This is a genomic window from Glycomyces amatae, assembly GCF_020991375.1.
Taxonomy (GTDB): domain Bacteria; phylum Actinomycetota; class Actinomycetes; order Mycobacteriales; family Micromonosporaceae; genus Glycomyces; species Glycomyces amatae.
The window spans coordinates 61,067-85,879 of the sequence record NZ_JAJLQZ010000009.1; the positions used below are offsets into that span (position 1 = coordinate 61,067).

Annotated in this window: 23 protein-coding genes; 14 read left to right on the top strand and 9 right to left on the bottom strand. The window is 73.4% G+C overall.

The window, feature by feature from the left end; genetic code table 11:
• Positions 1–37 precede the first annotated feature (37 nt).
• Positions 38–697 carry a hypothetical protein gene (locus tag LO763_RS15395; RefSeq protein ID WP_230785871.1) on the top strand — a complete coding sequence of 220 codons (660 nt, stop codon included), beginning with the start codon at positions 38–40 and terminating at the stop codon, positions 695–697.
• A 360-nt stretch (positions 698–1,057) separates the two neighbouring features.
• On the opposite strand, the gene LO763_RS15400 is transcribed toward LO763_RS15395, so the two are convergent.
• A complete protein-coding gene (locus LO763_RS15400; RefSeq protein WP_230785873.1) occupies positions 1,058–2,287 on the bottom strand; it encodes a glycosyltransferase in 1,230 nt (409 codons plus the stop codon).
• 335 nt (positions 2,288–2,622) lie between these two features.
• Between LO763_RS15400 and LO763_RS15405 the strand changes: the two genes are divergently transcribed.
• The gene (locus LO763_RS15405; RefSeq protein WP_230785875.1) at positions 2,623–4,803 is read left to right on the top strand and encodes a DEAD/DEAH box helicase; all 2,181 of its coding nucleotides are present in this window, start codon (positions 2,623–2,625) and stop codon (positions 4,801–4,803) included.
• Between the two features lie 43 nt (positions 4,804–4,846).
• Here LO763_RS15405 and LO763_RS15410 read toward each other — a convergent pair whose 3' ends face one another.
• Complete coding sequence (locus LO763_RS15410; RefSeq protein WP_230785878.1) at positions 4,847–5,476, bottom strand: dihydrofolate reductase family protein; 630 nt, start codon at positions 5,474–5,476, stop codon at positions 4,847–4,849.
• 121 nt (positions 5,477–5,597) lie between these two features.
• Here LO763_RS15410 and LO763_RS15415 point away from each other — a divergent pair, with 121 nt between their 5' ends.
• Positions 5,598–6,479, top strand: coding sequence for a LysR family transcriptional regulator (locus LO763_RS15415; RefSeq protein WP_230785880.1), 882 nt, complete (start codon positions 5,598–5,600; stop codon positions 6,477–6,479).
• Between the two features lie 67 nt (positions 6,480–6,546).
• On the opposite strand, the gene LO763_RS15420 is transcribed toward LO763_RS15415, so the two are convergent.
• Positions 6,547–7,143 carry an O-methyltransferase gene (locus LO763_RS15420; protein ID WP_230785883.1) on the bottom strand — a complete coding sequence of 199 codons (597 nt, stop codon included), beginning with the start codon at positions 7,141–7,143 and terminating at the stop codon, positions 6,547–6,549.
• A gap of 139 nt (positions 7,144–7,282) precedes the next feature.
• Positions 7,283–8,116 (bottom strand): hypothetical protein, encoded by an 834-nt coding sequence (locus LO763_RS15425; RefSeq protein WP_230785885.1) that lies wholly within the window; start codon positions 8,114–8,116, stop codon positions 7,283–7,285.
• A 464-nt stretch (positions 8,117–8,580) separates the two neighbouring features.
• Here LO763_RS15425 and LO763_RS15430 point away from each other — a divergent pair, with 464 nt between their 5' ends.
• On the top strand, positions 8,581–8,832 hold the full coding sequence (locus tag LO763_RS15430; RefSeq protein WP_230785887.1) for a dihydrofolate reductase family protein: 252 nt from the start codon (positions 8,581–8,583) through the stop codon (positions 8,830–8,832).
• Positions 8,833–8,884: 52 nt separating this feature from the next.
• Complete coding sequence (locus LO763_RS15435) at positions 8,885–9,721, top strand: MBL fold metallo-hydrolase (protein WP_230785889.1); 837 nt, start codon at positions 8,885–8,887, stop codon at positions 9,719–9,721.
• On the opposite strand, the gene LO763_RS15440 is transcribed toward LO763_RS15435, so the two are convergent.
• Positions 9,718–12,156 (bottom strand): HNH endonuclease signature motif containing protein, encoded by a 2,439-nt coding sequence (locus LO763_RS15440; protein WP_230785891.1) that lies wholly within the window; start codon positions 12,154–12,156, stop codon positions 9,718–9,720. The two genes, LO763_RS15435 and LO763_RS15440, sit on opposite strands and share 4 nt — an antisense overlap.
• 454 nt (positions 12,157–12,610) lie before the next feature.
• On the opposite strand from LO763_RS15440, the gene LO763_RS15445 reads away from it, so the two are divergent.
• The 6 genes from LO763_RS15445 (at position 12,611) to LO763_RS15470 (ending at position 19,408) form a co-directional block, all read left to right on the top strand.
• Positions 12,611–14,896, top strand: coding sequence for an NACHT domain-containing protein (locus LO763_RS15445; RefSeq protein ID WP_230785893.1), 2,286 nt, complete (start codon positions 12,611–12,613; stop codon positions 14,894–14,896).
• A 141-nt stretch (positions 14,897–15,037) separates the two neighbouring features.
• A complete protein-coding gene (locus LO763_RS15450; RefSeq protein ID WP_230785895.1) occupies positions 15,038–16,156 on the top strand; it encodes a serine hydrolase domain-containing protein in 1,119 nt (372 codons plus the stop codon).
• Entirely contained in the window at positions 16,153–17,226 is a 1,074-nt protein-coding gene (locus LO763_RS15455) for an alpha/beta hydrolase (RefSeq protein WP_230785897.1), read from the top strand. The genes LO763_RS15450 and LO763_RS15455 overlap by 4 nt, the downstream gene beginning before the upstream one ends.
• A gap of 81 nt (positions 17,227–17,307) precedes the next feature.
• On the top strand, positions 17,308–18,234 hold the full coding sequence (locus LO763_RS15460; protein WP_230785898.1) for an LppU/SCO3897 family protein: 927 nt from the start codon (positions 17,308–17,310) through the stop codon (positions 18,232–18,234).
• Between the two features lie 125 nt (positions 18,235–18,359).
• Positions 18,360–18,689, top strand: a complete 330-nt coding sequence (locus tag LO763_RS15465) for an ArsR/SmtB family transcription factor (RefSeq protein WP_369432002.1) — start codon at positions 18,360–18,362, stop codon at positions 18,687–18,689.
• Positions 18,689–19,408: a cation efflux transmembrane domain-containing protein gene (locus tag LO763_RS15470; protein ID WP_230785900.1), complete on the top strand. Its 720-nt coding sequence runs from the start codon at positions 18,689–18,691 to the stop codon at positions 19,406–19,408. Before LO763_RS15465 ends, LO763_RS15470 begins: the two co-directional genes overlap by 1 nt.
• A gap of 36 nt (positions 19,409–19,444) precedes the next feature.
• Here the strand turns inward: LO763_RS15470 and LO763_RS15475 are convergent, their stop codons facing one another.
• Entirely contained in the window at positions 19,445–19,801 is a 357-nt protein-coding gene (locus LO763_RS15475) for a VOC family protein (protein ID WP_230785903.1), read from the bottom strand.
• 169 nt (positions 19,802–19,970) lie between these two features.
• Positions 19,971–20,999 (bottom strand): saccharopine dehydrogenase family protein, encoded by a 1,029-nt coding sequence (locus LO763_RS15480; protein WP_230785905.1) that lies wholly within the window; start codon positions 20,997–20,999, stop codon positions 19,971–19,973.
• A 144-nt stretch (positions 21,000–21,143) separates the two neighbouring features.
• Between LO763_RS15480 and LO763_RS15485 the strand changes: the two genes are divergently transcribed.
• From LO763_RS15485 to LO763_RS15495, 3 genes are all read left to right on the top strand, one after another.
• Positions 21,144–22,064, top strand: coding sequence for an AraC family transcriptional regulator (locus tag LO763_RS15485; protein ID WP_230785907.1), 921 nt, complete (start codon positions 21,144–21,146; stop codon positions 22,062–22,064).
• 100 nt (positions 22,065–22,164) lie between these two features.
• Positions 22,165–22,584 carry a YkvA family protein gene (locus tag LO763_RS15490; protein WP_230785909.1) on the top strand — a complete coding sequence of 140 codons (420 nt, stop codon included), beginning with the start codon at positions 22,165–22,167 and terminating at the stop codon, positions 22,582–22,584.
• A gap of 2 nt (positions 22,585–22,586) precedes the next feature.
• Positions 22,587–23,351, top strand: coding sequence for an NAD(P)-binding domain-containing protein (locus LO763_RS15495; RefSeq protein ID WP_230786207.1), 765 nt, complete (start codon positions 22,587–22,589; stop codon positions 23,349–23,351).
• A 36-nt stretch (positions 23,352–23,387) separates the two neighbouring features.
• Here the strand turns inward: LO763_RS15495 and LO763_RS15500 are convergent, their stop codons facing one another.
• Entirely contained in the window at positions 23,388–23,918 is a 531-nt protein-coding gene (locus LO763_RS15500) for a hypothetical protein (protein WP_230785911.1), read from the bottom strand.
• Between the two features lie 69 nt (positions 23,919–23,987).
• Positions 23,988–24,794, bottom strand: a complete 807-nt coding sequence (locus LO763_RS15505; RefSeq protein ID WP_230785913.1) for a nucleotidyltransferase domain-containing protein — start codon at positions 24,792–24,794, stop codon at positions 23,988–23,990.
• Positions 24,795–24,813: the final 19 nt, after the last annotated feature.

Below are 24,813 nucleotides of genomic sequence, written 5' to 3' on the forward strand. Positions count from 1 at the left end.
CTGGTCGCGACGCAGTCGGCCGAGAACGGAGGCCCCCATGCTTACTGCCGCAACGGCCGCCCGCGCGGCGCTCCTGGCGATCGCCGCGATCCCGCTCGTGGCCGGGTGCGCGTCGGAGGAACGGACCGCGTGCGACGATCCGGGAACCACGTATGCGCAGGTCATCTATTTCGAGAGCGCGGACGGGTCGTGGGACGAGACGACGGTGTTCCTGGTGTGCACGCCTGACCGGACCGTCGGGATCGTGGACGAGAACGCCCAGGACTACACGTCGCTGGAGGACTTCCAGATCAACAACGAGCTGTTCGAGGAGGGCGATCAGATGATCGTCACCGAGGACTTCCCGGCGATCGACGCCGAAGCCGAGTTCAAGACGGTCCCCGCCCGCATCGACGATCCGGCGGTCATGTGGTGGACCATCGGCGGCGCCGCCGCGGCCGTGATCGCGGCGGGGCTGCTGGTCTGGCTGTGGCTCCGCAAGCGGCGCAAGGCGATCCGCGAAGGCGAGGAGCAGGCCGAAGCGCTCCGCGCCGAGCGGGATCGGTCGGAGGCGCACGGCGCCGACGAGGAGGACGCGCCCGGACGGTCTGCTGGCCGCGGCGCCGCATCCGAACCCAGCGCAGACCGGGACGCCGATCCGACAGCCGAGTCCGACGCCGTAGAGCGCGGCGCCCGCGCGCCACGCGACGACGCATGACGCTGCGTGTCGACGGGAGCGTCTAGGGGCAACGCCGTTCGATCGGGGAGTCGGTCTTCGGTCGGTGCGCAGCCCGCTCGGTGACGGAAGAGCAGCGGACCGGAGGCGGATGCGTCGCCGGGGCCGGGCCGGTCCTCGGCGGTGCGGGTGGAGGGCCGGTCCCGGGCGGGCCGCCGGAGCCGGGTCGGCCCACGAGTCCAGCCCGCCGCCCGCCCCGACATCGCCGCCCTCAGCCCGACAGCCCGGCCCCGCACGCCCCGCCCCGCCCCGCCCCGCCCCGCACCCGCCCTCGCCTCGCCGCCGTCCTGACCGCTGCCCCACGCCACCGGCGACTCGCCGCCTCTCCGCCTGAAGCAGGCCCTACCCGGCTCCGCCGACGAGCAGTTCAGCGGCCACGAGCGCGCCGTCCTTCACCGTCATCGCGGCCACCTCCGCCGCCCGCTCCCTGACCGCCGGGTCCAGGGCCTTCGCGAACGCCGCCGTCAGCGATCCCACTGTGGGCACCGGGCCCTCGTGCGCCGCGCCGATGCCCAGCTCGGCCACCCGGCCCGCGAAGTACGGCTGGTCCACGATCTGCGGCACCACCACCTGCGGCACGCCCGCCATGGTCGCCGTCGTCGTCGTGCCCGCCCCGCCGTGGTGCAGCACCGCGGCCGACCGCCGGAACAGCCGCTGCTGGTTCACCTCGCCCACCGTGAAGCAGTCGTCCCCGCCGTCGACCGCGTCCAGCCCGGCCCAGCCGCTGCCCAGGACGATGCGCCGCCCGTGCGCCCGCGCCGCCTCGACGGCCGCCCGCGCGGCCTCCTGCGGGTTCATCAGCGGGATGCTCCCGAACCCGGCGTACACCGGCGCCTCGCCCGCGTCCAGGAACGCCTCCAGGTCCGCCGGGAGCGGCCGCTCGTCCGGCAGGATCCACGCGCCGGTCTGGACCACGTCGCGCTCCTCCGGGTCCCAGGGGCTCAGGACCGGGTCGGTCGCGAGCCACGGCCGGGGCGTGTGGACCTGGTCGCGGACGTTGTCCACCGGCGCCAGGCCGATCGACTCGCGGTAGGCGTTGACCGCGGGCCCGAACAGGTCGTTCTTGACCAGCACGTCGTGGTCCCACAGCTTCCGGTTGTCCGTCACCCCCTCCGGGAGCGGCCAGCCAGGCATCGGGTGCGGCGGGTGCAGGGACGAGGGCAGCGTGGTCGGCTGGAGGAACGCGGTCACGAACCGGAGGCCCTGGCGCTCGGCCACCGCCTGCGCGGCGGCGATGCTCGGGAACAGCCCGGTCGCGACGATCGCGTCCGCGCCCTTCGCGGCCTCGGCGAGCGGCCCGGCGGAGGTCGCGATCACCTCGTCCACGTGCCCGCGCAGGTCCGCGGCCGTGCGCGGGGCCTTCTGCTTCGTCCGCAGCTCCCGCACGAGCGCCCGGACCTCGCCCCCGACGGGCAGGTGCGGCACGCCGACCCCGTCCAGCAGGTCGGCGAACTCGCGGTCCGGCGGCACGAGCACCACCGCCTCCGCGCCGAGCGACTGCAACTGCACCGCGAGCGCCGCGAGCGGTTCGACGTCGCCGCGCGATCCGCGGCTCGACAGCAATACGCGCATTACCGGTCTCCCGTCCTCGAAGTTTCTGTCTCGGTCGGCTATTGTGCACCAGGTCAGAGGGGGTGTCGGCCACCCGGTGGCACCCCTTTCCCCGCGCCGCGATATAAATGATGAAAGGGGCGAGGGAATCACGCCCCCTTTTTCATGCCCTCTCCCGGCCGCACGCGCGCCTTTCCGAGCACGCCCGCCCCGCCCTTGCGAGGAAAGTTCGCGAACCCGGTGCGAAGCTCCCCGCGACTGGCACCCTGAAGGAGGACGGCGACCGCCGGATCCTCCGGCGCCGCCGCCCCGGGCGCAGCGAACCGCCTGCGCCCGCGCCTCGGGGAGGGGTCGCCATGGCAGCGCGATCAGGACCGGACCACCGCCGGAGGACCGGCGGGCACGCGCGCGCCGTCCTCGACCGGGCGCGCGCCCTCTCCCGCGGCGCCGCGGACCTGCCCGCCGCGACCGAGCGGCTCCAGGACTCGATCCGGACCCAAGTCGCCGCCCTCGAACGCCGCCTGGTCCAGGACCGGCTCGCCGAGACGCCCGCCGAGGAGCTGCGCAAGCTCGCCCCGGACCTGCGCCTCGGCGGCCTCCTGGACGCCGGGTTCGGCACGGTCGCCGAGATCCGCGCCGCCCCCGTCCACCGCCTGCGGGCCCTGCCCGGCGTCGGCAGGCGGACCGCGCGCGACGCCAAGGACGCCGCGGAGGCCGCCGCCGCGAAGATCGAGGCCGCGACCCGCTTCCGGTTCGACCCCGACCGCGGAGACGACGACCAGACCAGCCTCCTGGCCGCGCTCACCGCCGAACGCCACGCCCGCACCGCCGCCGAAGCACTCCGCGAACCGCTCGCCGAGCACGCCGAGCGCCTCGCGGCCCACCTGCCCGCCGCCGAACGCGCCACCAGCCGCACGAGCATGTCCCTCGCCGGCCGCCGCCGCGCCGCCGAGGCCCTGGACGCGCTCACCGCGCTCGAAGCGGTCCTCGACGAACCGGGCGTCCGCCGCCTCGAACAGGCCCTCGCCGACGCCCGGCACCGCGCCGACCCGGACGCCTACGACCGCGACGACCTCTGGCGCGCCCTCGAAGCCGAACCCGCCTACTACAGCGCCGCGATCGCGAACCTCACCGGCGCCGCCGCCCCGGCCGAGGACCACATCGGCGGGGACCTGCGCGAGCGCGTCGACACCGTGGAACTCGACCTCGGCCTCCTCACGTGCCGCCTGCGCGAGTACCAGGCCTTCGGCGCCAAGTTCGCCGTCCACCAGGGCAAGGCCGTCATCGGCGACGAGACGGGCCTGGGCAAGACCGTCCAGGCGCTGGCCGTCTGCGCCCACCTCGCGGCGGGCGGCGGCCGCCACTTCCTCGTGGTCTGCCCGGCGAGCGTCGAGGCGAACTGGACGGCCGAGGCCCGGAGGCGCACCTCGCTGGACGTCTACGACCTCCACGGGCCGGACCGCGAGGAGCAGGGCGCGAAGTGGCTGCGGGAGGGCGGCCTGGCGGTGGCCGCGTTCAACGCCCTGCACCGGCTGGAGTGCCTGGAGCGGGACGGCCTCTACCTGGCGCTGCTGGTCGTCGACGAGGCCCACCGCGCCGGGAGCCCCGAGCTGCGGCGGGCGCTGGCGGTCCTCGACGTGCGCGAGCACGCGCGCCGGACCCTGTTCCTCACCGGCGCGCCGCTGGAGCACCGCGTCGACGAGCTCCGCGACCTGGTGTCCTACCTGGAGCCCGGCCTCGCCGGGGAGATCGGCCCGGGCGGGACGGCCGCCGGGGCGCTCCGGCGCCTCGTCGCCCCGGTCTACCTGCGCCGCGACCAGGAGGACGTGCTCGCCGAGCTGCCCGAGCGGATCGAGGTCCAGGACCGGGTCCGCCTCTCCGGCCTGGACGAGGAGCGGTACCGCGCCGAGGTGCGCGCGGGGAGCCTCGCGGGGATGCGGCGGGCGGCGTCCGCGCTGCCGGACTCGGAGAAGCTCGAGCGCCTGGCCGAACTGGTCGAGGCGGCCGAGGCCGAGGGCCGCAAGACCGCCGTGTGCTCCTCCTTCCCCGACGTGCTCGAAGCGGTGCAGAAGCGGCTGGGGCCCTTGGCGATCGGGACGCTCACGAGCGAGGTCCCGGCGGAGGCCCGCAGGGGCCTCCTCGACGCCTTCGCGCGCGCGGACGAGCCGGCGGTGCTGCTCGCCCGGCTCGAAGAGGGCGGTGCGGCCCTCGACCTCCGGGCCGCGTCCCTGGTGGTCGTCTGCGAGCCGCAGTGGGACCCGGGCCTCGAAGGACAGGCGCTCCCTCCGGCGGGCCGGGGCCGCCGGGCGCAGGTGCGGCGGCTACTGGCGCAGGACTGCGTGGACGAGCGCATCGGCGAGCTCCGGGAGGGCCGGCCCCTGCTGTTCGAGCACTTCGCCCACCGCGGCGAGGCCGGGCAGCTCGGCGAGACGGCCATGAACACGAGGCGCACACGCCCCCTGGCGCTCGACGACGAGTCCGTTCCGTTGGAGGAGCGGATCGTCACCGCCGAACGCATCCGCCTGGGCCTCGACTGACCGGGCCCGCGGCCGAACCGGCGCGGGCTCCGGCCGCGCAGGTTCAGTTGCGGGTGAACGTCAAGTGCGTGACGCCGCTGGGCGCGGAGACGGCCTCGACCCGGTAGCCCTCCTCCAGGCCTTCGAGCCCGCCGTCCCACAGGCGCACACCGCGTCCCAGTACGATCGGGACCACCGCGAGGTGCATGTAGTCGACCAGTCCGGCGGCGAGGAACTCGCGGATCATGGTGGGGCCGCCGCCGAGCCGCACGTCCTTGCCCCCGGCGGCCTCGCGGGCCGCCTCGAGCGCCTCGGCGGGGGAGGCGTCGATGAAGTGGTAGGTCGTGCCGCCCTCCATCTCGACCGACGGCCGCGCGTGGTGCGTGAGGACGAAGACCGGCGTGTGGAACGGCGGGTTGGGGCCCCACGCGCCCTTCCAGTCCGGGTCCTCGTGCCATCCGGGGTGCCCGAACTTCCCGGCCCCCATGATCTCGGCGCCGATCCCCGGGTCGTGCCGCTGCACGAAGGCGTCGTCGACCCCGCCGCTGCCGCCGGCCTCCCACCACTGCGTGGCGAACATCCACTCGTGCAGCCGCTCCCCGGCGTGGCCGAAGTGGAGGTCGCGGTCCTGGCCCTCACCGGTGCCGAACCCGTCCAGGGAGATCGCGAAGTTGTGGACGCGCGCGAGTGACATGGGGATGCTCCTTCTGCTGCCCGGGCCCATGGGATCGGCCCGGTGGTGCAATGATCGTGCCCGCGCGGTGTCATGATGTCCAATGCCAAAACTGCGCGCTTCTCATAGAGAAACTTGATGAATGCTGAACCCCACTCACCTGAGGGTGCTGGAGGCGGTCGCCCGGCACGGGTCGGTCACCGAGGCGGCCAAGGAGCTGCACTACTCCCAGCCCTCCGTCAGCCACCACCTGCGGCGCCTGGAGGCCGCCACCGGGGCCAGGCTCGTCCAGCCGGTGGGCCGCGGCATCCGGCTCACCCCCGAAGGCGAGCTGCTGGCGGGGCGGGCCGCGGAGATCCTGGGCCGCATGGAGGCCGCGTCCGCCGAGCTGGCCGCCCACGTGGGACTCCGCGCCGGACGGGTGCGCCTCGCCGGCTTCCAGACGGTCCTCAGCAGCATCGTGCCGAAGGCCGCCGCCGAGCTGGCCCGCACGCACCCGGGCGTCGAGCTGAACCTCATGGACGCCCACCCGGTCGAGGGCCTGGCGATGCTGCGCTCCGGGCGGGTGGACATCGCCCTGATCTTCCGACACGCCGACACGCCCCTGGAGGCGGGGGAGTTCCGCCTCGTCCACCTCCTGGACGACCCCCTCTACCTCGTCAGCGACCGCCCCGGCCAGCGCCTGGAGGACCACCGCGACTCCGCGTGGGTCGGCGGCTGCGAGCGCTGCCGGACCGCCACGGTCGCGGCGTGCGCACGCGCGGGCTTCTCGCCGCGCATCGCCCACTTCTGCGACGACACGGTCATCTCCCAGTCGCTGGTGGCCGCGGGGATGGGCGTGGCCGTGCTCAACGGCCTCGCACTGCAAGTGCACCAGGTCCCGGGGGTCCACGCCACGCGCCTCGACGAGAGCCCGCGCCGGATCTACGCCGCCACGTACGGGGACCCGCCGGACCCGCCCGCCACGGCCGCGCTGCTCGAGATCCTGGAGAACGTCGCAGCCCGGCTCGACCGACCCTCATGACGCGCGAGTGCCGACCGGCCCCGTCCGCGCCGCCGACATGCATTGAGTGCCGAGCCGCCCGGTTCCGCTACGGGCGCCGAGTGGCCACGATCGTGGACAGGTCGGGGGCCAGGCGCACCTCGGCGGCCAGCAGCGCCGGGTGTTCCAGCCAGCTCAGCCGGGCGCTGTCAGGCCGGCCGCTGTGCACGGGCGGCCATTCGATCATCGGAGTGAAGTCGTCGATGACGAGGCAGCCCCCCGCGCGGAGCAGCTGCTCCGGATCGGCGGCGCCACCGCGCTTCCCGTTGCCGCCGCCATCGACCACGAGCAGGTCGAACGGGTCGCAATCGTTGATGCGGGTCCAGTCCCCGTGCAGTATCTCGACATCGGGGACATCGGCGAACAGCTCGGAGACGCGCGCGGCCCGCTGCGCATCGCGCTCCACGCTGACCACGCGCACACCCGGGCGCCGGCCCGCGACCAGCCAGGCGAGTCCCACGCCGCAGCCGGTGCCGGTCTCGCCGATGCGGGCGGTCGCACCGGCGGCCAGCGCGTGCAGCAGGCGGCCCTGCTCCAGGCGGCAGGAGGACGCGAAGCCGAGTTCGTCCGCGAGCGCGACCGCGGCCGTGACGATCTCCGGCAGGCCCTGGGCGCCCGCATAGCTCGCTGTACCCATGATGGACATCGGTACCGCCTTCCCCGGCGCCCTCTGGGTTCGCCGCTGCGGTGAAGGACCAGGTTCGCACATCGGCGCGGCATCCGGTCACGGCCGGACGGCGCGCCGCGAGGCCCGAGGGAGACGTGGCATGTCTCGTGCCCCGTGGTCAGGTGCAGTCGGACGGGGCGCCGGGGGTGCCGGTGAAGAACTCCTCGGCCCGTTCACCGGAGACGACGTGCCGCTGCCCGTCAATGCAGAACCACGGGGCCAGCATCACCGACTCGTATTCGGCGTAGTCGAGGACCGGTGCGACGGCGAAGCGCCCGGGCACCTCGGGGGCGATGAGGGAGGTCTGGCGTTCGCCTTCGGCGAGGTATTCGATGGCGAGCGCGAACTCGCAGTATTCCTCGTCGGCGTGGGCCTGGAAGGTGATGACCTCCTTCTCGCCCCGATCGAGGGTGATGGTGGCCGAGTCCGAGAATGCCGGCAGCGCATCGAGGTCGGGCGGGTCGAAGCTGTTCGGCTCCCCGGTGGGCAGCTCCTTGATCCGCGCGCCGGGATCGTCGATCTCGATGGCGAGCCCGATCTTCTCGCCGATGCCTTGGGACAGGACCGGAAAGTACGTGCCGCTCTCGGGCGCCGAGCATTCGATGTCGGTCGCGTAGAGGTCGGTGACGGTCACCGTCTCATCGCGGTTGCCTTCGAGCGCGATCTCCCACTGGCCCCAGCCCACGGCCGAGCCGCCTTGCGCAACCGTCCACGCCGCGGTGGGGAGTGCAGGTTGAACAGGGTCCCAGTCGATGCCGTTGAAGTCCGCGTCGGTGGTCGACCCGGGGATGGCGTAACCGGTGTGGTGATAGTCGGGCGGTGTGAGCATCTCGACGTCGAAGGCGAAGAGGGCCTCGCTGAACGCCTGCTCGACGACCTTGTTCGCTTGATTCGAGAAGTATTGGACGACGCCGCCGACGATGCCGCCGAAGATACCTCCGGTACCGACCACAGAGACGACGGTGATGACGAGCGCCTTCCGGTATCGCGACCACCGCGAGGGCTGCTCCGGAGGCGGCTGTGGCGGTGCGGTTCCCGGCATCGGAAGGTGGTAGGCCAGATGGGCGCCTGGAACGCGGTTGAAGTCGGGCTGCTGGCGGTCGGTCATAGCGGGGCTCCAGTGGCCGATCGGGAATTGAGTCCAGGGTAGACGATCAGGCTGGAGGCGGCAGTCCACCGCGGGGTCATGGAACCTGTCCGACCGAAGGATGTCGTCAGGTGGCGCGGCCCCGTCTCCGATCATTTATTCCTTGGCAAGAACATTCTCTGATCTACGACCGCGTCCGCTGGAACGGCGGGCATGAGGCCGTCGAGTAGGCGGTCTCAGATTCACCGCGGCGATGAATTCCGGTCGGCCGTCTCGTCTCTGTTGCAGCGGGCGCTGTCGTGCCCGCGTGAGAGGCGAAGGAGCTTCTGATGGCCGACATCGGACCGCAGCGGGCCGAGGGGAAGAACCTCGAGGTCCTCTCCCCGACGATTGGCTGCCAGCTGCTCGAACGCGGCCTCGTCGACGAGATCGACCTCCACATCGCACCGATCCTGCTCGGCGACGGCATCCGAGTATTCGACGACCCGGGCGGGCGGCCGATCAGGCTCCGGCACGCTCAGGGCGACGCACCCGTCGCCGAAGTGGACGTCCGCTGCCACCCCGTCGCGGTGAGACCGTGAAGTCCATGAACACGACCGGAAGCGGTCGCGAACCCGGTGAAGGAGAAGCGCCATGCTGAGACAGGTCGCGGAGGGCGTGCTGACCCACCAGAGCGAGTTGCTCGAGAACAACGCCGTTGTGGTGCAGGGCCGGACCGGCGCGCTGCTCGTCGACCCCGGACTCACCGAGTCCGAGATGACCTGTCTCGCGGACGACCTCCGCGCACTGGGTCAGCCTGTCGCGGCGGGCTTCGCGACGCATCCCGACTGGGACCACGTGCTCTGGCACCCAGCCTTCGGCGAAGCGCCCCGCTACGGCACCGCCCGGTGCGCGGCGCGGATGCGGGAGGTGCGGTCGGACGCGGACTGGCGGGCGCGCGCCGCCGAGGGGCTGCCGCCGGAGATCGCCGAGGAGACGCCGCTCGACCTGTTCGGCCTCATCACCGGTCTGCCCTCCGGGACGGAGCAGCTGCCATGGGACGGTCCGGAAGTCCGGATCATCGAGCACCCCGCCCACGCCCCGGGCCATGCGGCGCTGCTCGTCCCGGAGCGCGGTGTGCTCGTCGCAGGGGACATGCTCTCGGACGTGCTGGTGCCGAACCTCGACGAGTTGAACGAGACCAACGACCCGATCGGGGAGTACCTCGTCGGGCTGCGGCTGCTCGAGGACGCGGCGGACAGCGTCGAAGTCCTCGTCCCCGGCCACGGGTCGGTCGGCGGCGCCGCCGAGATGCGCGCACGGATCGAGCAGGACCGCGCGTACGTGCTCGCCTTGCGCGAAGGCCGTGTTCCCCGCGATCCGAGGGTCGGCCCGACGGCCAAACCCGGCTGGGAGTGGACGACCGACATATCCGCTGAGCAGGTCCGGCGCCTCGCCGAGAGAAGCGAGCGCGGCGGCACATCCGGTTAACGGTCGGCTCGTGAAGCGGTCGAGGTCCGTGCTCTGAGAAACGGCGCGGTGGCATGCGAGGCCGGGAGCGCTGTTGCTCGGTCAGGGCGGTAGCGGGATTGCCGTGTTCTGGTCCGGCGACACCGGCGGTCGGAGCGGGCGTCGACCGAGGGGCGACCGCTGCCCGGCATGGATGCTGCGGCCTTGGAGCAGTAAAGGGATCCCTTTTCAAGCGGGCGGCGACGGTGGGATGATCGCGCACCGGTAGAGACTTCGGCTCTGGGCTCGTGGCGGTTCGCAGTCAGAGCAATCGGCGACGAAGGCGTGGTCGATGTCGGGCAGAGTCTGCGGCTTCGGGGTGAGGCGGCGCGCGTGGTCAGGGCGGGCGGCGATGAAGAGAGGGTCGCTCTCAAGGTGGTGCTTCGGCCTTGGCGTGGCGGGCCGTTCGCGGTTCGGGCGGGCGGCGATGAAGGGGTGGTGGTGTACGGGGCGGGGCTTTCGGCTTTGGGGTGGTGGAGGGGCGCTCTCAGTGCGGGCGGCGATGACGGGGCGATCGTTGGCTGGGGCGGGGTTTCGGGTTTGGGGTGTGGGCATGCTGGAGGGCCCGGCCCCTGTCGGGGTTCGGGCTGCGGGCCGTGCGTGTGGTGTGGCCTCGCGTCCCCCAGCAGTCGCCTGCTGGGGCGGGGTAAGAAGGGTGGTTCGCCGTAGTCGATGGGCCCGATCGGCCCGGCTGGGACCACTGGCTTGACCGGCCTGACCGTCCTGGCCGTGGTGGCGGTTCCCGCGAGGGCGGGCTCCCTTGGTGACGATGCTTCGGCTTCGGCTGTCGGTGCGGCCGGAGGCGTCGGTGTGGTGGCCGGGGCCTGCTCACTGTGATCGCTGCGGTCGGCACTGCCGCCGGTGGTGAATCGTGCTCGTGCTTTGGCCCTGGCTTCGCGTATGGCGGCCCGGGCGCGGTCGCGTTCGATCATTTCGGCGTGGCCGTCGAGGTCGGGTTGCAGCGTCTCGGACCATTCGGTCCGGTAGAGGCCGGTGGGGAACAGGTCCCAGCCGGAGTCGGCGTGTTCGGTGTCCATGTCGGTGTCGGTGCGCCAGTCCGCGCACCCGCACCCGGTGGTGTCGCCCCCGCCCCCACTGCTGTTGCGGCCGTGCGCCTCAGCGTCGGCACCAGCACCAACACCAGCACCGACACCAGTGCCAGTGGTGTCGGTGGTGTGGTGGTCGTGGTGGGTGATGATGGCCCGCCCGGGGCCGGTCTTGGTGACGGTCCAGCCGGGGGTGTGGAGGCGGCCGTGGTGGAACCGGCACACCAGGATCAGGTTCGCCGCCTCCGTAGGGCCGCCGTCAGCCCAGTGCACGATGTGGTGGGCTTCGGTCCAGGCGACGGGCCGGTCGCAGCCGTGCCAGGCGCACCCTGCGGGCTGTTCAAGCTCAAGTTTCCGCCGCAGGGCCACATTCGGGAGGCGCAGGGCGCGGCCGAGTTCGACCGCTTCGCCGGACTCGTAGTCGAACACGCTGGGGATGGCCAGGGTCTCGCAGGCCAGGAGCCGGGCCTGGGCGAGCGAGATCGGGTCGCCGTCCAGCAGGGGCACCCGCCCGGTGTCCTCCCCGCGCAGGGTCGCGATGTCCACGGTCAGGTTCAGGGTGGCGGTGTGTCCGTGCCGGGTGGCGGCTTCGGGGGAGGATCCGTACCCGGCGAGGAGCTGGTGGAGGGCTTCGGCGTGCCGGTTGGCTTGCGGGGGCAGGACCCCGTCGCCGTCTTCTTCGTCTTGGCGGGGTGGTGGGCAGGCGGTCTTGAGGTACTTGTCGAGGAGCCTGCCGGTGGTGGCGGTGAGCTCGGCTTCGAGGTGCCACATGCCGTTGCCGGTCTCGACCAGGTCGAGCCGCTGGAGGGACTGCTCCCCGAGCGCATCCAAGAGTTCCGATTCCTCGGCGATGGTCGCCCACAGCCCCTCGAGGTGACGCTGGAGGTCTTTGAAGGGCGCGTGCTGGCAGTACTGGGCCACCATCGCCTCAGGCGTCGCGCACTCCACGACAGGGTCGAAGGGGGAGGGGACGGGTGCCCGGAACGGGGTGCGGGCGAACAGGCGCATCGCTGGGGTCTGGTCGAGTTGCCGGACGGCGTAGGCGACCTGATCGATCCGCGCCCGGCCCGACGTAGCAGCCTCGGTGAGGATCCGGAACTTGCCCGAGAGGCGGGCGATCGCGGCGATCGCTCCGGCGGTGTTGAACGTGAAGTCGAACTGCGACAGCAGCAGATCCCGCAGCGCCGAGAACCCGAAGGCCGAGCGGTGGAGGTTCCGGTGCTTCATGTCGATCACGGCGGCGAGCACCTGGGCGTGGAAGGCATTGATACCGGCGGCCGCTGTATCGAGGGTGGCGCGCAGTTCCCTGGCTTGGGCGGCGCGGTCGGTGCCGATGAGAGAGGGAGCATCCGCGGTGGTGGTGGTGTTCATCGGGGACTCGCCTCCCTTCGGCAGTGCCGCTGTTCTCGAATGTGTTCTCAGTTGTCGTTCCTTCGTACTCCATCAAGTGTGACAGGACGACTCCGGACTATCATCGGTCGAAGGTATGAAAAACCGCCCGATCACCCCTAACTTTCGTCAGGGTCCCCTGCGGCCCAACACGAACCACCACCCCCACCGCACCCCGATTACCGCGGCCAGACGCCCGCCACCCCACCCCGGGCACCCACCCACCTCTTCGTCGCCGCCCGCTCTCACACCGACCCACCCCCACCCGCCACCCGGACACGACGCCTAGACCCAAAGGGCCACTCCTTCGTTTCCGTCTTCGCCTTGGGGGACATGCCGTCTCGTCGACCTCCGGAGATCGGCATCCGGCTCTCGGCCTCCACCGGCGCGAAACCTCGGGAAGCGCGTGAACCGCCCGTGACCGTATGATTGCCCGATGCCCACCCCTTTCGGTTTAATGCTGCGAGAGCTGCGGTTGCGAGCGAACCTCAAACAGCAGCAGCTCGCCGACAAGTCCGGGGTGGCCGTCCGCACGATCGGCCGGTACGAGACCAGCGCGCGCAGCACCCCGAAGGCCGACACCGTCGAACTCCTCGCCAGGGCACTCGACCTGGCGCCGCACGAGTTCACCGCGCTGTCGGCGGCCGCCGGGTTCCCCGTCCGCCAGGCCGAGCCGCCCGCCGGCGCACCCCTGGGGCGGTTCGAGGCCCGGCTGGTGGAGGCGGCCGGGCAGCTCGCCGCCGAGGTGGCCTCGCGCTGGCGGCGCGAGGAGGAGCAGCGCAAGGTCCACAACGCGCCGCTGCCGGTGGGCTGGCGGACCTCCGCGGAGCTGTCCGACCACTGGGAGAACGTCGTCGCCGCGACCGGCGAGGCGCCGCGCCCCATGGACCTGGACTCCCGCCTGGAGCAGGTCGTCGACGTCTACCGGAGCGTCCCCTCCCGCCGCCTCGTCGTCACCGGCGGCGCCGGATCGGGCAAGACCGTCCTCGCGTTGCGGCTCGTCATGGGGCTCCTGGCGATCCGCGAGGCCGACGGCGCCGTCCCGGTGATCCTCGGCCTGGAGTCGTGGCACCCCGGGACCGACCTGCGCGCCTGGATCACCGCCCGGCTCCTGCGCGACCACCCCGGCCTCGCCGCGCCGCTCCCCGACGGGACCACGCTCGCCGCCGCCCTCGTCGAGCACGACCTCGTCCTCCCGGTCCTCGACGGCTTCGACGAGATCGCCCCCGGCCTCCAGGTCGACGCGCTCGCCCGGCTCGACGACGCCTCGCGGATGCCGCTGGTGCTCACCAGCCGCACCGAGGAGTACCGGGCGACCGTGGCGGCGACGAAGCCGCTCACCGGCGCCCCCTGCGTCGAACTGGAGCGCCTTTCCACCGACGACCTCGCCGAGTACCTGCGCCGCACCGCCCGCAAATCCGGCCAGGGCGTCCCGCTGTGGCAGCCGGTCCTCGACGAGATGCGCCGCGAGCCCCGCACGCCCGCGGGCGAAGTGCTCGCCGCGGTGCTCGCGACCCCGCTGATGCTCGTCCTGGCCCGGACCGTCTACAGCGACATGCCGAACCGCGACCCGACCGAACTGCTCGACGCGGAGCGCTTCCCCACCCCCGAGTCGGTCGAGGCGCACCTGATGGAGCGGCTCGTCCCCGCGGCCTACCGCCGCCGGACCGAGGACCGCCGCTTCGAACCGGACCGCGCCCGGCGCTGGCTCGGCCACCTCGCCCGCCACCTCGAATGGCTCGGCAGGCACGACCTCGCCTGGTGGGAGCTGGGGGCCTCCATGCGCCGCCTCGCCCGGACCGCGGTGATGGCGCTCGCGGTGGGCACGGTGTTCACGCTGCTCGACACGGGCACGGTCGCCCTCATGTCGGGCATCGGCCGCCCGCTCGATCTCGCCCTGGCCGCCGCCGTCGACTTCGCCGCGGGCACCGCCTTCGCGGTCGCGCACACGCTCCTCTCCGGGCGCGACGGCCGCGCGCCCGCGCCCTCGGGCGTGCGGATCCGCTTCGGCGGCGCGCGCACCGGCGGGCGCGGGGGCCTCAAGCGCCGGTTCAGGATCGGCTTCACCGCCGGGTTCCTGCTCGCCGCGGCCGCGATCGCCGCCCGCGACCTCTTCCAGGGCGTCGTCTTCCAGCTGCCGCCCGGGTTCACGGCCACGGTCCTGGCCGCCGACGTAGTCGTCTTCGGCGGATCGGTCGGCCTTGCTACCGGGGCCACCTACGTCCTGCTGTCGCTGTGGGAGCGGCCCCTCGACTTCGCGTCCGTGCGCGGCCCCGCCGACCTCCTGCGGGCCTGCCGGAGGACGGCCCTGGCGCAGGCGCTCGTCTTCGCGCCCGTGCTCGCCGTCGTCGTCCCCGGCACCGGCTGGGCCGTGGTCCAAGTGCTGCAAGCACTCCCGCCCGCGTTCGGCGCATGGCACTGGGAGCTCGAGTTCGGGCTCCTCATCGGCGCGTACGCCGCGACCATGGGCCCGATCGGCTACGTGCTCGCCCTGACGGCATGGGGCCGGTGGCTCGTCTTCGGCCGCCTCTGGCTCCCGCTCACCGGGCGGCTCCCGTGGGCGGTGCCCGCCTTCCTGGACGACGCCTACCGGCGCGGCGTGCTCCGCCGGGCCGGCGTCGTCTACCAGTTCCGCCACGCGCGGCTCCAGCGCCACCTGGCCGAGGCCCGCCCCGAGCCCGCGCAGCCCCTGGCAGCGCCATCGGACATCGATGACCGATGAGTGACCGGTTCGTGATCGTTGCAGGGACGATCCTCCGAGCCCACGATCGAGAGATCGACCCCGCCGAGATCCGGCGGGCAGGGCGCGGACCGGCCAGGGGCGCAAGCGCACCGGCGGTCCGCGGTCACGGAAGGAGCCGACATGACAGGGAAATGCACGCGGTGGCTCGCGGCGGTCGCACTCGCGATCGCGGTGGTGCTGCCGGCCGCACCGGCGCAGGCCCAGGACCACGACGAGACGCAGGCCCTGCTCGACCTGTACCTGGGCCAGGGCGGCCCCGGCGCGGGCCTCCACGCCGGAGACGAGACCGGCTCCTGGACGCTGAGCAGCGGCACGGCCGTGATCTTCCAGAACCGCGCGCTGACCGCGGACGACCACTTCCGCATCGCGAGCCAGACCAAGACCTTCACCGCCGCGGTCGTGCTGCAACTGGTCGACGAGGGCCTGGTCGACCTCGACGCCCCGATCGGCCAGTACCTGCCGGGCGTGGTCGACAACGCCGACTACGACGGGAACGCCATCTCGGTGCGCCAGATCCTCCAGCACACCAGCGGGATCGCGCGCGACGCGGTCGGCGCCGCGGCCGAGCCGGACGGCGGCTACACCCTCGGCGAGCTGGTCCGCGCGGGCCTGGCCCAGGCGCCGCAGTTCGCGCCCGGGACGGACTGGGGCTACTCGAACGTCAACTACCACCTGGCGGGCCTGCTGATCGAGGAGCTCACCGGGCAGACGGTCGGCGAGGCGGTCACCGAGCGGATCATCGAACCGCTGGGCCTGACCGGCACCTCGTACCCGGTCCCCGACGACGGGACGCTCCCGGGCCCGTACCTGCCCGGGTACTCCGGCGGTCGCCTCGGCCCGTTCTTCTTCTGGATCGACGTGACCTTCAACCAGGACATGTCGTTCAACGGCCCGGCCGGTTCGATGACCTCGACCCTGCGCGACCTCGTCGCGTTCGACCAGGCGCTCCTGGCCGGCGAGGTCGTGTCCCCCGCGTCGCTCGCCGAGATGCGCACCACCGTGCCCTCCACCGCGTACGGCGCGGACTACGGCCTCGGCTTCATGCGCTGGGAGCTCTCGTGCGGCGGCGAGGCGTGGGGCCACGCCGGGAACCTCGGCACCGGCCACTCCTCGATCACGATGGTCACCGAGGACGGCCGCTTCGCCTCCATGGTGACCAACGCGTGGGCCTCCAGCGAGCCGACGCTGAGCCGGGTCGACCTGCTCGACGCCGCGCTCTGCGAAGAGGCGACGCCGTGACCCGCCGGGCGCGGGCGCTGGCCCTGGTCGCCGCGCTGGCGGGCGCGGCGGTGGCCGGGGGCGTGGCGGCCCCCGCGGCGACCGCGGCCCCGGCACCGCCGCAGCTCGCGGACGCCCACGGGCTCACCGTGATCGCGCAGCCGGAGTGGGCCGAGGGCTCGGACCGCACGTTCACCTTCACGGTGGGCACCGAGGAGGTCCCGGCGTACCCGGTGATGCCGGGCCAGGTCTCGGGCGAGCACGTGGTCATGGTGACGCTCCCCGAGGGCTACGACGGCGGCACCGAGTACCCCGTGCACTACACGCTCCACGGCGGCGGCGACTACCCGGACGCCCCGTGGCTCAGGGACGTCGTCGAGGAGGCCACCGCCGACGAGCCGTTGATCACCGTGGCCCCCAACGGCGGCGGCCGCGGCTGGTACACCGACTGGGTCTACCCGGGCGGGCTCGGCGCCCAGAACTGGGAGACGTTCCACCTGGAGCAGCTCATCCCGTTCATCGACGCCAACCTGGCGACCGTCGAGGGCAGGGAGGGCCGGGCGGTCTCGGGGCACTCGATGGGCGGCTTCGGCGCCTTCGGGTACGCCGAGCGGCGGCCGGACCTGTTCGGCTACGTCGGCAGCTTCTCCGGCGGGCTCGACCTGCTCAACCAGGAGATGCGCGCCGCGGTGCTGGGCTCGACGCAGCTGGCGGCCTACGGGACCCCGACGGTCGCGCTCGACGCGGTCTTCGGGACGCCGATCTGGCCGTTCGACGGCACCTGGAACCGCCTCAGCCCCGCGCAGCACGTCGAGTCGCTGCGCGGCATGGGCGTCGCGCTGTACGTGGGCGACGGCGGGGACCTCACGGTGAACCCGGTCCAGGCGATCGTGGAGAACCGGGCCCGCGTCATGGCCGTGGTGACCGCCGACCACCTCGACGCCGCCGGGATCCCGCACGAGTTCCTCGACTACGGCGACGGCTCCTCGTGGGCGCCCGGCTGCACCGGCAAGCACGCGCAGCTGCCCTGCCTCAGGGCCGACATGCACCACTTCGTCTCACTGATCATGGACGAGCTGGAGCACCCCTGAAACCCGGTGCGGTACGGCGTCCGACATCGCCGTGCCGCACCGTCCCCCCGCCGGTGGGGCGGGGGAGATTGCGAGACCCTCATGACCGACTCCTCGACCGACACGAAATCCTCCGGCGGCCCCGGCTCGCGCCTGTTCGACAAGGTGGGCATGGCCGTCGTCATCGAAGTCCTGGCCGGCCTCGTCATCGGCGCCTTCGGCCTGGTGGCCCAGTTCGGCGGCGACGACGCCGATCCATCCTCTTCGGGCGACCCGACGCCGTCCTACAGCGCGGAACCGATCACCGATCTGAACTGGACCGCCGAAACAGAACCCGAAACGGAGCCCGAAGAAGAGCCCACGACCGACCCCGTCGCCTTCGCCTCCGTGGGCGACTGCTTCTGGAACGCGGGCACGACCGACGACTTCGAGCTGGAGTCCTCCGGCTGCGACCCCGGCGCGTTCGAGGTCGTCGAGGTCTACGGCGGCGACGACCCCGACGACTGCGACGGCGTGCACCGCTCGTCCTTCGGCTACGCGCCCGGCTACGACTCGGTGCTGTGCCTGAGCTACCTGCACCCGTGGGGCGACGCGTACTACGCCGAGTCCGGCGAGTGCGTCGGCCGCGGCGGCGACATGTACGTGATCGCCGACTGCTCCGCGGGCAACTTCCAAGTGCTCGAACGCCGCTGGGGCGGGGAGGACTCGAACGGCTGCTCCGAGTGGGAGTACTACAACGGGTCGCTCGACTTCCCCGGCTACATCGACGACCAGGACATGCTGCTGTGCATGCGGATGGTGTACCCCGACGACATCGGCTACGCGGAGGTCGACACCTGCCTCTACGCGAGCGGCCCCGACGACGACCTCACCTTCGAGTTCGCCGACTGCTCCCGGTCGAACGCCTACGTCGCCGGCCGCACCGGCGAGTACGACGCCACCGGCTTCTGCGACGGCTACGGCTGGGCCACTTGGCAGAGCGCCGCCTTCCCCGAGCACTCCTACACGGTGTGCTGGGCCTGGCTCTGAGGCCCGGCGAAGAGTCCCGGCGGCGGGACCGGCCCCTCGCCCCGCCGCCGGGGAGGCGAGGGCACCGCCGGGACGAGGACAGTACATCGTTTGATGAATACACGATTACGTGTACTATTCGGGTCGTGGAGACGCTGACCTACGGACAGGTCCTGGCCCGCTTCGGCCACGCCCTGTCCGACCCGACCCGCTCGCGCCTGCTGCTGGCGCTGCGCGAGGCGCCCGGGTACCCCGCCGATCTCGCCGAGACCCTCGGCGTCTCGCGCCAGTCCCTCTCGAACCACCTCGCCTGCCTGCGCGGCTGCGGCCTGGTCGCAGCGGTCCCCGAGGGCCGCCGCACCCGCTACGAACTGGCCGACCCGCGGCTGGCCCACGCCCTGGGCGACCTCCTCGGCGTCGTCCTCGCCGTCGACCCCCGGGCGTGCGACGCCACCGACGAGCGGGGGTGCTGCTGATGGCCTCCCCGATCACCCTGTCCCTCAAGCCCACCGGGCCGACCCCTGAGCGCCGCGCGCAGCTGACCCGCACCATCCGGTTCCTGGTCGCCGCGACCATCGCCTACAACGTGATCGAGGCGGCCGTGGCCCTCGCCGCCGGGTCGGCCGCCTCCTCCACCGCGCTCATCGGCTTCGGCCTCGACTCGATCATCGAGGTCGCCTCCGCCGCCGCGGTCGCCTGGCAGTTCTCCGCCTCGGACCCCGGCGTCCGCGAAGCCCGCGAGCACCGGGCGCTGCGGATCATCGCGCTCTCGTTCTTCGCCCTCGCCGCATACGTGGCCTTCGAGTCGGTCCGGGGCCTGTTCTTCGGCGCGGCCGACGCCGAGCACTCCGGCGTCGGGCTCGCCCTGGCCGCGCTCTCGCTGGCGGTCATGCCGTTCCTGTCCCACGCCCAGCGCCGCGCCGGACGCGAACTCGGCTCGGCCACCGCCGTCGCCGACTCCAAGCAGACCCTGCTGTGCACGTACCTCTCGGCGGTCCTCCTGGTCGGCCTCGCGCTCAACAGCCTCTTCGGGTGGGCCTGGGCCGACCCGGTCGCCGCGCTCGCCATCGCCGGCGTCGCGGTGAAGGAGGGCGTCGCGGCCTGGCGCGGCGACAACTGCTGCGCTCCCGCCGCGGCCGCCTTCGCGGACGGCGCGGACGAGGGCTGCGGCGACGGCTGCTGCGACCACCGCTGACCCGAGACCCGGGCCGGGCCGCCGGCCGCCCGGCCCTCAGGTTCGGGGATGGCCCAGGATGTTGAGCACGTGCCCGTCCGGGCCCTTCACGAAGAACCGCCGCACGCCCCACGGCTCGTCGGTCAAGGGGTGCACGATCTCCGCGCCCATCCGCTGCGCCAGCCGGTACGTCGCGTCGACGTCGTCGACCTCGATCGAGACCTCGGGTACGACCGCCGCCGACTCGTCGTGCGACGCCACGCTCAACTGCCGCGCCGGGTCGTCCGGGTCGGCGAGCGTGACGATCCACCCGTGGTCCATCACCGGCTCCAGGCCCAGCAGGCCGGAGTAGAACTCGGCGGAGGCGCGCACATCGGCGCTGTGGAAGTCGGGGACGATGCGACGTACGGACATGCCACCAGGCTAACGCTGGCGGACCGCGCCGGGCCCGCGGCGCCGAAGACCGGCTTCCGGGACGGCTCCGCCACCGCAGGCCCGCAACCGCCAGGCGGATCCGCGACCACCCTGCGGCGCAACGCTCCCCGACCTCACCACTGGCGAGTGCCGTTGCGGCCCGCGAACCTCATCCGGTCTCGACCCGCCAGCGGACGCCGAAGGGCGCCAGCCAGTCCAGGAAACCGGCCGCATCGAAGGCCTGCGCCGGGGCGAGCACGCCCGCGGGCGCGCCGTCGGCGACGAGGCGCCGGGCCCCCTCGACCGCGATCACCGCGGTCAGCCCGTAGCCGTCCGACCCCTCGACCTCGCCGCGGGCGCGCCGCCCGTCCACGCCGACCGCCTCGGCCACGTGCGTCCACCGCTGCTCGCGCCGCGCGTCCGGTGCGGGCCCCTGCGGCAGCGACTCGACCAGCTCGGGCGTCACCGCGCGCAGCCGGGCGACCAGGTCGGCGTTGACGAACCCTTCGGCGCGCTCGACCCGGACATGCCGGGGGATGGTGACGACCGGCGGGATGCCGAACGCCGCCATCGGCACGGGCGCCTCGGCGCCGGGGAACCGCATCGCCTCGCGCGGACCGGCCGCGCCCGGCGCCCACCGGCCGCCCCGGTAGTCCAGCGCCGCCGCGTCGAGCACGGTCAGCATGGACCGCATGGTGCCCTGCGACCCGCCGCCGCCGCGGTACCACAGGCCGAAGACCAGCTCGGCGACCGGCGAGACGGCCGCCCCGGTCAAGTGCCCGAGCAGGTCCCCGGGGCCGCCGTCGTCGGCCATCGCGGGCACGACGGCGACGCCCGCCCGCGCCGCCTCGTCGCCGAAGCGGTCGAAGACGCGCTTCACGTAATGCTGCTCCCCGGTGGTGTCCACATAGTGGCATCCGGCGGCGACGGCGGCGGCGACCACCGGCTCGCCCAGGGCGCCGAACGGCCCGGCGCAGTTGACCACCGCGTCGCAGCCGTCGAGGACGCCGTCGAACGCGCCCGCGACGGCGATGTCGGCGAAGCGCAGCTCGGCCCCCTCCGCCCCCGCCTCGATCCGGGCCTGCCGCAGCCGCTCCTTGTCCCGTCCTATCAGGACCAGATCGATGCCCCGCCGCACCAGCTCGGCCGCCACCAGCTTGCCGGTGTAGCCGGTCGCACCGTTCACCGCGATCTTCATCAGCGTCTCCACCCGTCTCGGTCGCACCGGCTCGTTCCGGTGCGGTCCGCCAACGGTATGGCCGATCCGATGGACCTCCCATGCTCGAAAACCCCGAGTTCATGTCCGATCGTCCGGGTCGCCGGACCCGGCTACGCTGACGGGATGGACGTGCTCAGCGACGCGATCACCGCGATGCGCACCGGCCGCCCCCACTCGGCCCTCCAGCGGCGGCGCGGCCCCTGGAGCGGCGAGTTCCCCGCCGCGGACGGCGCGGGCTTCCACATCGTGCTCCAGGGCGCCTGCCGGTTCCACCCGCGGGAGGGCGAGGCGGTCGCGCTCGGCGTCGGCGACGCCGTGTTCCTGCCCCGCGAGCCGGGGCACCGCCTCACGGCCGCCCCGGAGGCCGGCCCGGACGCCGAGGCGGTGCTGCTGTGCGGGTCGTACCAGCTCGACGGCGCCCGGGCGCACCCGCTGTGGGAGGCGCTGCCGCCCCACGTCCACATCAGAGCGAAGATCGGCGGTCCCGCGCCCATGCGCGCGGCGATCGAGCTGCTCGGCGCCGAACTGGCCGCCGCCGCGCCCGGTTCCGACGCCGTGGTCCCCGCGCTCCTCGACACGCTGCTGGTGCACATGCTGCGCCACTGGATCGACACCGAGCCCGAAGCGCACGGCGGCTGGGCCGCCGCGATGCGCGACCCCGCGGTCCTGGCGGCGCTGACCGCCCTCCACGAGGCGCCGTCCGACCCCTGGACGGTCGGGAGCCTCGCCCGAGCGGCCGGGATGTCCCGCTCGGGCTTCGCGGAGCGGTTCGCCCGGATGGTCGGGCGGCCGCCGATGGCCTACCTGACCTGGTGGCGGATGACCACGGCCGCCAAGCTCCTCCGCGAGGGCGACGCCCCGGTCGCCGCCGTCGCCAAGCGGACCGGGTACGCCTCCGAGTTCGCGTTCGCCAAGGCGTTCAAACGCGAGCTCGGCCTGTCCCCGGGCCGCTACCGCAGCTCCTCGGCCGGTGAGCACGGGCCGGCCCGCCCGCCCACGGCCGCGCCGAGGCCGATGGACGCCTCGCCCGCGCCCACGGCATGATGCTCACCATGGACGCACCCCCGCGCGCGAACGACGCCCGAGCGCACTCGACCGGGTGCGGCACCGCAGCGGCCGACGCCCCGCCCGCCGGGGTCGCCTGATGCGCGAATGGCTCATCGGCCTGGCGGTCGCCGCCGCACTCGTCCTGGCCTCCTGGGGAGTCATGATCCTCCTCGCCCGGCGGCTGCCGCCGGGCGCCATGCGCGACCTCGCCGCGTTCATCCCCGACTGCGCCACCGCCGCCCGCCGCCTCCGCAAGGACCCGCGCGTGCCGCGCCGGGCGAAGGCCGCCGTCGTCGTCGCGGCCCTGTGGGTCGCCAGCCCGATCGACCTGATCCCCGAGTTCATCCCGGTCATCGGCCCGCTCGACGACATCGTGGTGGTCGCGCTCTGCCTGCGGTACGCGGGCCGCCAAGTCCCGCGCGGCGTGCTCCTCGCCGCCTGGCCCGGCGAACCCCGCCTCATCGAACGCCTCCTCGGCGAGCCCAAGCACCCCGACCGCATCGAAAAGGAGCAGTGACCATGCAGCACATCGGCATCATCGGCGCAGGAGAGATCGGCCGCGCCATCGTGGAGGGCCTGTGCGACGGGAGTGAGGCGGCACCGGAGGTGCACCTCTCCCCGCGAGGGGCCCGCACCGCCGCCGACCTCTCCTCGCGCCATGCGAGCGTGCGGGTGTGCGCCGACAACCAGGAGGTGGTGGACCGCTCCGGGATCGTGATCATCGCCGTGCGCCGGGACGACCGGCACGAAGCGCTCGCCGGCCTGCGCGTGGGCGGCGACAAGGTCGTGGTCAACGTGATGGCCGGCGTCGCCACCGACGACCTGCGCCGCACCCTCGCCACCGAGGCCCCGCTGGTGCGGGCCATCCCCCTGCCCGCCGTGCGCGAGCGGCGCTCCGTCACGGTCACCTGGCCCTCGCACCCGGCCGTGGACGACCTCTTCGAACGCCTCGGCGGGGTCCTCCACGTCCAGGACGAGGAGGCCTTCAACGTCTGCTCCGCGCTCACGGGGACGCTGACCACCCACTACGCGTACCTCGCCGCGCTCACCTCCTGGGCCGCCGGCCACGGCATCGCCCCCGAGGACGCCGACCGCTACCTCCGCGGGCTCTTCCAAGGGGTCGGCCGCGCCCTGGGCGACGAGACCCGCTCCCTGGACCGGCTCGCGGCCGACCACGAGACCCCGAAGGGCAGCAACGAGCGCGTCCGCACCACCTGGTTCGACCCGGCCAACTCGGCGGCCCTCCACAAGGTCCTCGACGGCCTCCTGGCCGATCTGCGGTGAACCGGCCCTGCGCGGCCGGCGGCGCGGGCGTCCCGGTCAGCCCATCGCGAGGCGGATGACCGCCGTGCCCTCCTCGAAGTCGAGCATCTCGAGCACGAGCACGCCCGACTCCGGCTCCGGCGGCGCCACGTCGCCGGGATCGGTGTCCGGGTAGCAGTTCATCGTGTTGCTGCCGGCGGTCAGGTAGGCGACGCAGTAGGCGTCGGCCATCCCCTCGCCGCTCATGCTGCTGTTGCCCGAGCGCGTGCCGTCACTGCTGGCCGTGTCCGTCTCGATCCCGTCCGGGGTGATCGTGACGGTGAGCGTGAAGTCCGCGAACGCGAACTCGACCGGATCGCCGGAGACCACCACCTCGCAGGAGCCGTCGTCGCAAGCGGCGTAATCGGTCCCGTCGGCGGCGGTCGGCGCCGCCTCCTCGGAGGGCGTGCTCTCGGCGGTCGGCTCGGCGCCGCTCTCAGGGGCCTGGGACGCGTCGCCGGTCGCGTCGGACCCGGTGCCGCAGGCGGCGCCCGCGAACACGGCCAGCAGGGCGAACGCGCCCAGGAGGCGTCGGTGCGAAGAGGTCATGCGCCGATGCTAGGCGCCGAGCCCCGGGACCGGTCCCGCCGAACGGGCCGCGGGACCCGGACGCGGCCTTCAGGACCCCTCGGCGTCCCAGTGCCGCCGGTGCGCGCTGACCGACCAGGCCGAGAGCCGGTCCACGTCCGGCTCCGGCGCCAGCGGCGTCGCCCCGTCGTCGATCACGGCGACGATCCGGGCGCGGACCGACCGGATGTCGTCGAGGACGTCCTCGAGCTCGGCCACGCCGCCGGACTTGACCCGGAGCACCCGTTCGCGGTCGGCCTCGGGCATCGGGAGCGTCAGGCGGCCGTGCTCGGCGATCTCCAGGCCCTGCAGGCCGAGCCTGAGCGCGTGCGAGGCGTACTTGACGTCGTACCCGTAGCGCTCCACCAGCTCGGGCCGGGCCGGCATCGAGCCCTGCCGCCCGCGCCCGAGGAGCCGGTCGACCTGCCCGTCGAGATAGCCCGTGAACCGCTCCACGGCGCGCTGCGAGAGCAGCGCCGGGGCCAGGTCGCGGAGCTCGCGCCCCAGGTCGGTGGCCTTGTAGACGGACTCCTCGGGCGCGAAGAGCGGCAGGAGGATCGTGGGGTTCCCGGCGACGGCGAGCCTCAGGAACTTCCGCAGGGAGTACATGACCAGGTCCGTGTCCCCGTGCCCCGACCGGCGGCCCTCCGGCTGCGTCCGCCACACGTAGTGGTGCATCGGCCCGGCCAGGCCGATGACGCACTCGGGAGGCTCGACGAACACGCCCATCTCGTCGTGGTCGTCGGTCCCGGCGATCGCGATGCCGTGCAGGCCCGAACCGACCTCGGTGCGCAGGATCTCGCCGTCGCGGGCGATGCCGCCGTCCCCGTGCTCCGTGTGCGCCTCGGTCTCGTCCATCCCGACAGCATCGCAGGCC

Excerpts from the sequence above, each read along its gene's own strand:
- LO763_RS15395 (WP_230785871.1), top strand. The coding sequence starts at position 38 with ATGCTTACTGCCGCAACGGCCGCCCGCGCGGCGCTCCTGGCGATCGCC.
- LO763_RS15400 (WP_230785873.1), bottom strand. The coding sequence starts at position 2,287 with ATGCGCGTATTGCTGTCGAGCCGCGGATCGCGCGGCGACGTCGAACCG.
- LO763_RS15405 (WP_230785875.1), top strand. The coding sequence starts at position 2,623 with ATGGCAGCGCGATCAGGACCGGACCACCGCCGGAGGACCGGCGGGCAC.
- LO763_RS15410 (WP_230785878.1), bottom strand. The coding sequence starts at position 5,476 with ATGTCACTCGCGCGCGTCCACAACTTCGCGATCTCCCTGGACGGGTTC.
- LO763_RS15415 (WP_230785880.1), top strand. The coding sequence starts at position 5,598 with ATGCTGAACCCCACTCACCTGAGGGTGCTGGAGGCGGTCGCCCGGCAC.
- LO763_RS15420 (WP_230785883.1), bottom strand. The coding sequence starts at position 7,143 with ATGTCCATCATGGGTACAGCGAGCTATGCGGGCGCCCAGGGCCTGCCG.
- LO763_RS15430 (WP_230785887.1), top strand. The coding sequence starts at position 8,581 with ATGGCCGACATCGGACCGCAGCGGGCCGAGGGGAAGAACCTCGAGGTC.
- LO763_RS15435 (WP_230785889.1), top strand. The coding sequence starts at position 8,885 with ATGCTGAGACAGGTCGCGGAGGGCGTGCTGACCCACCAGAGCGAGTTG.
- LO763_RS15440 (WP_230785891.1), bottom strand. The coding sequence starts at position 12,156 with ATGAACACCACCACCACCGCGGATGCTCCCTCTCTCATCGGCACCGAC.
- LO763_RS15445 (WP_230785893.1), top strand. The coding sequence starts at position 12,611 with ATGCCCACCCCTTTCGGTTTAATGCTGCGAGAGCTGCGGTTGCGAGCG.
- LO763_RS15450 (WP_230785895.1), top strand. The coding sequence starts at position 15,038 with ATGACAGGGAAATGCACGCGGTGGCTCGCGGCGGTCGCACTCGCGATC.
- LO763_RS15460 (WP_230785898.1), top strand. The coding sequence starts at position 17,308 with ATGACCGACTCCTCGACCGACACGAAATCCTCCGGCGGCCCCGGCTCG.
- LO763_RS15470 (WP_230785900.1), top strand. The coding sequence starts at position 18,689 with ATGGCCTCCCCGATCACCCTGTCCCTCAAGCCCACCGGGCCGACCCCT.
- LO763_RS15475 (WP_230785903.1), bottom strand. The coding sequence starts at position 19,801 with ATGTCCGTACGTCGCATCGTCCCCGACTTCCACAGCGCCGATGTGCGC.
- LO763_RS15480 (WP_230785905.1), bottom strand. The coding sequence starts at position 20,999 with ATGAAGATCGCGGTGAACGGTGCGACCGGCTACACCGGCAAGCTGGTG.
- LO763_RS15485 (WP_230785907.1), top strand. The coding sequence starts at position 21,144 with ATGGACGTGCTCAGCGACGCGATCACCGCGATGCGCACCGGCCGCCCC.
- LO763_RS15490 (WP_230785909.1), top strand. The coding sequence starts at position 22,165 with ATGCGCGAATGGCTCATCGGCCTGGCGGTCGCCGCCGCACTCGTCCTG.
- LO763_RS15495 (WP_230786207.1), top strand. The coding sequence starts at position 22,587 with ATGCAGCACATCGGCATCATCGGCGCAGGAGAGATCGGCCGCGCCATC.
- LO763_RS15500 (WP_230785911.1), bottom strand. The coding sequence starts at position 23,918 with ATGACCTCTTCGCACCGACGCCTCCTGGGCGCGTTCGCCCTGCTGGCC.
- LO763_RS15505 (WP_230785913.1), bottom strand. The coding sequence starts at position 24,794 with ATGGACGAGACCGAGGCGCACACGGAGCACGGGGACGGCGGCATCGCC.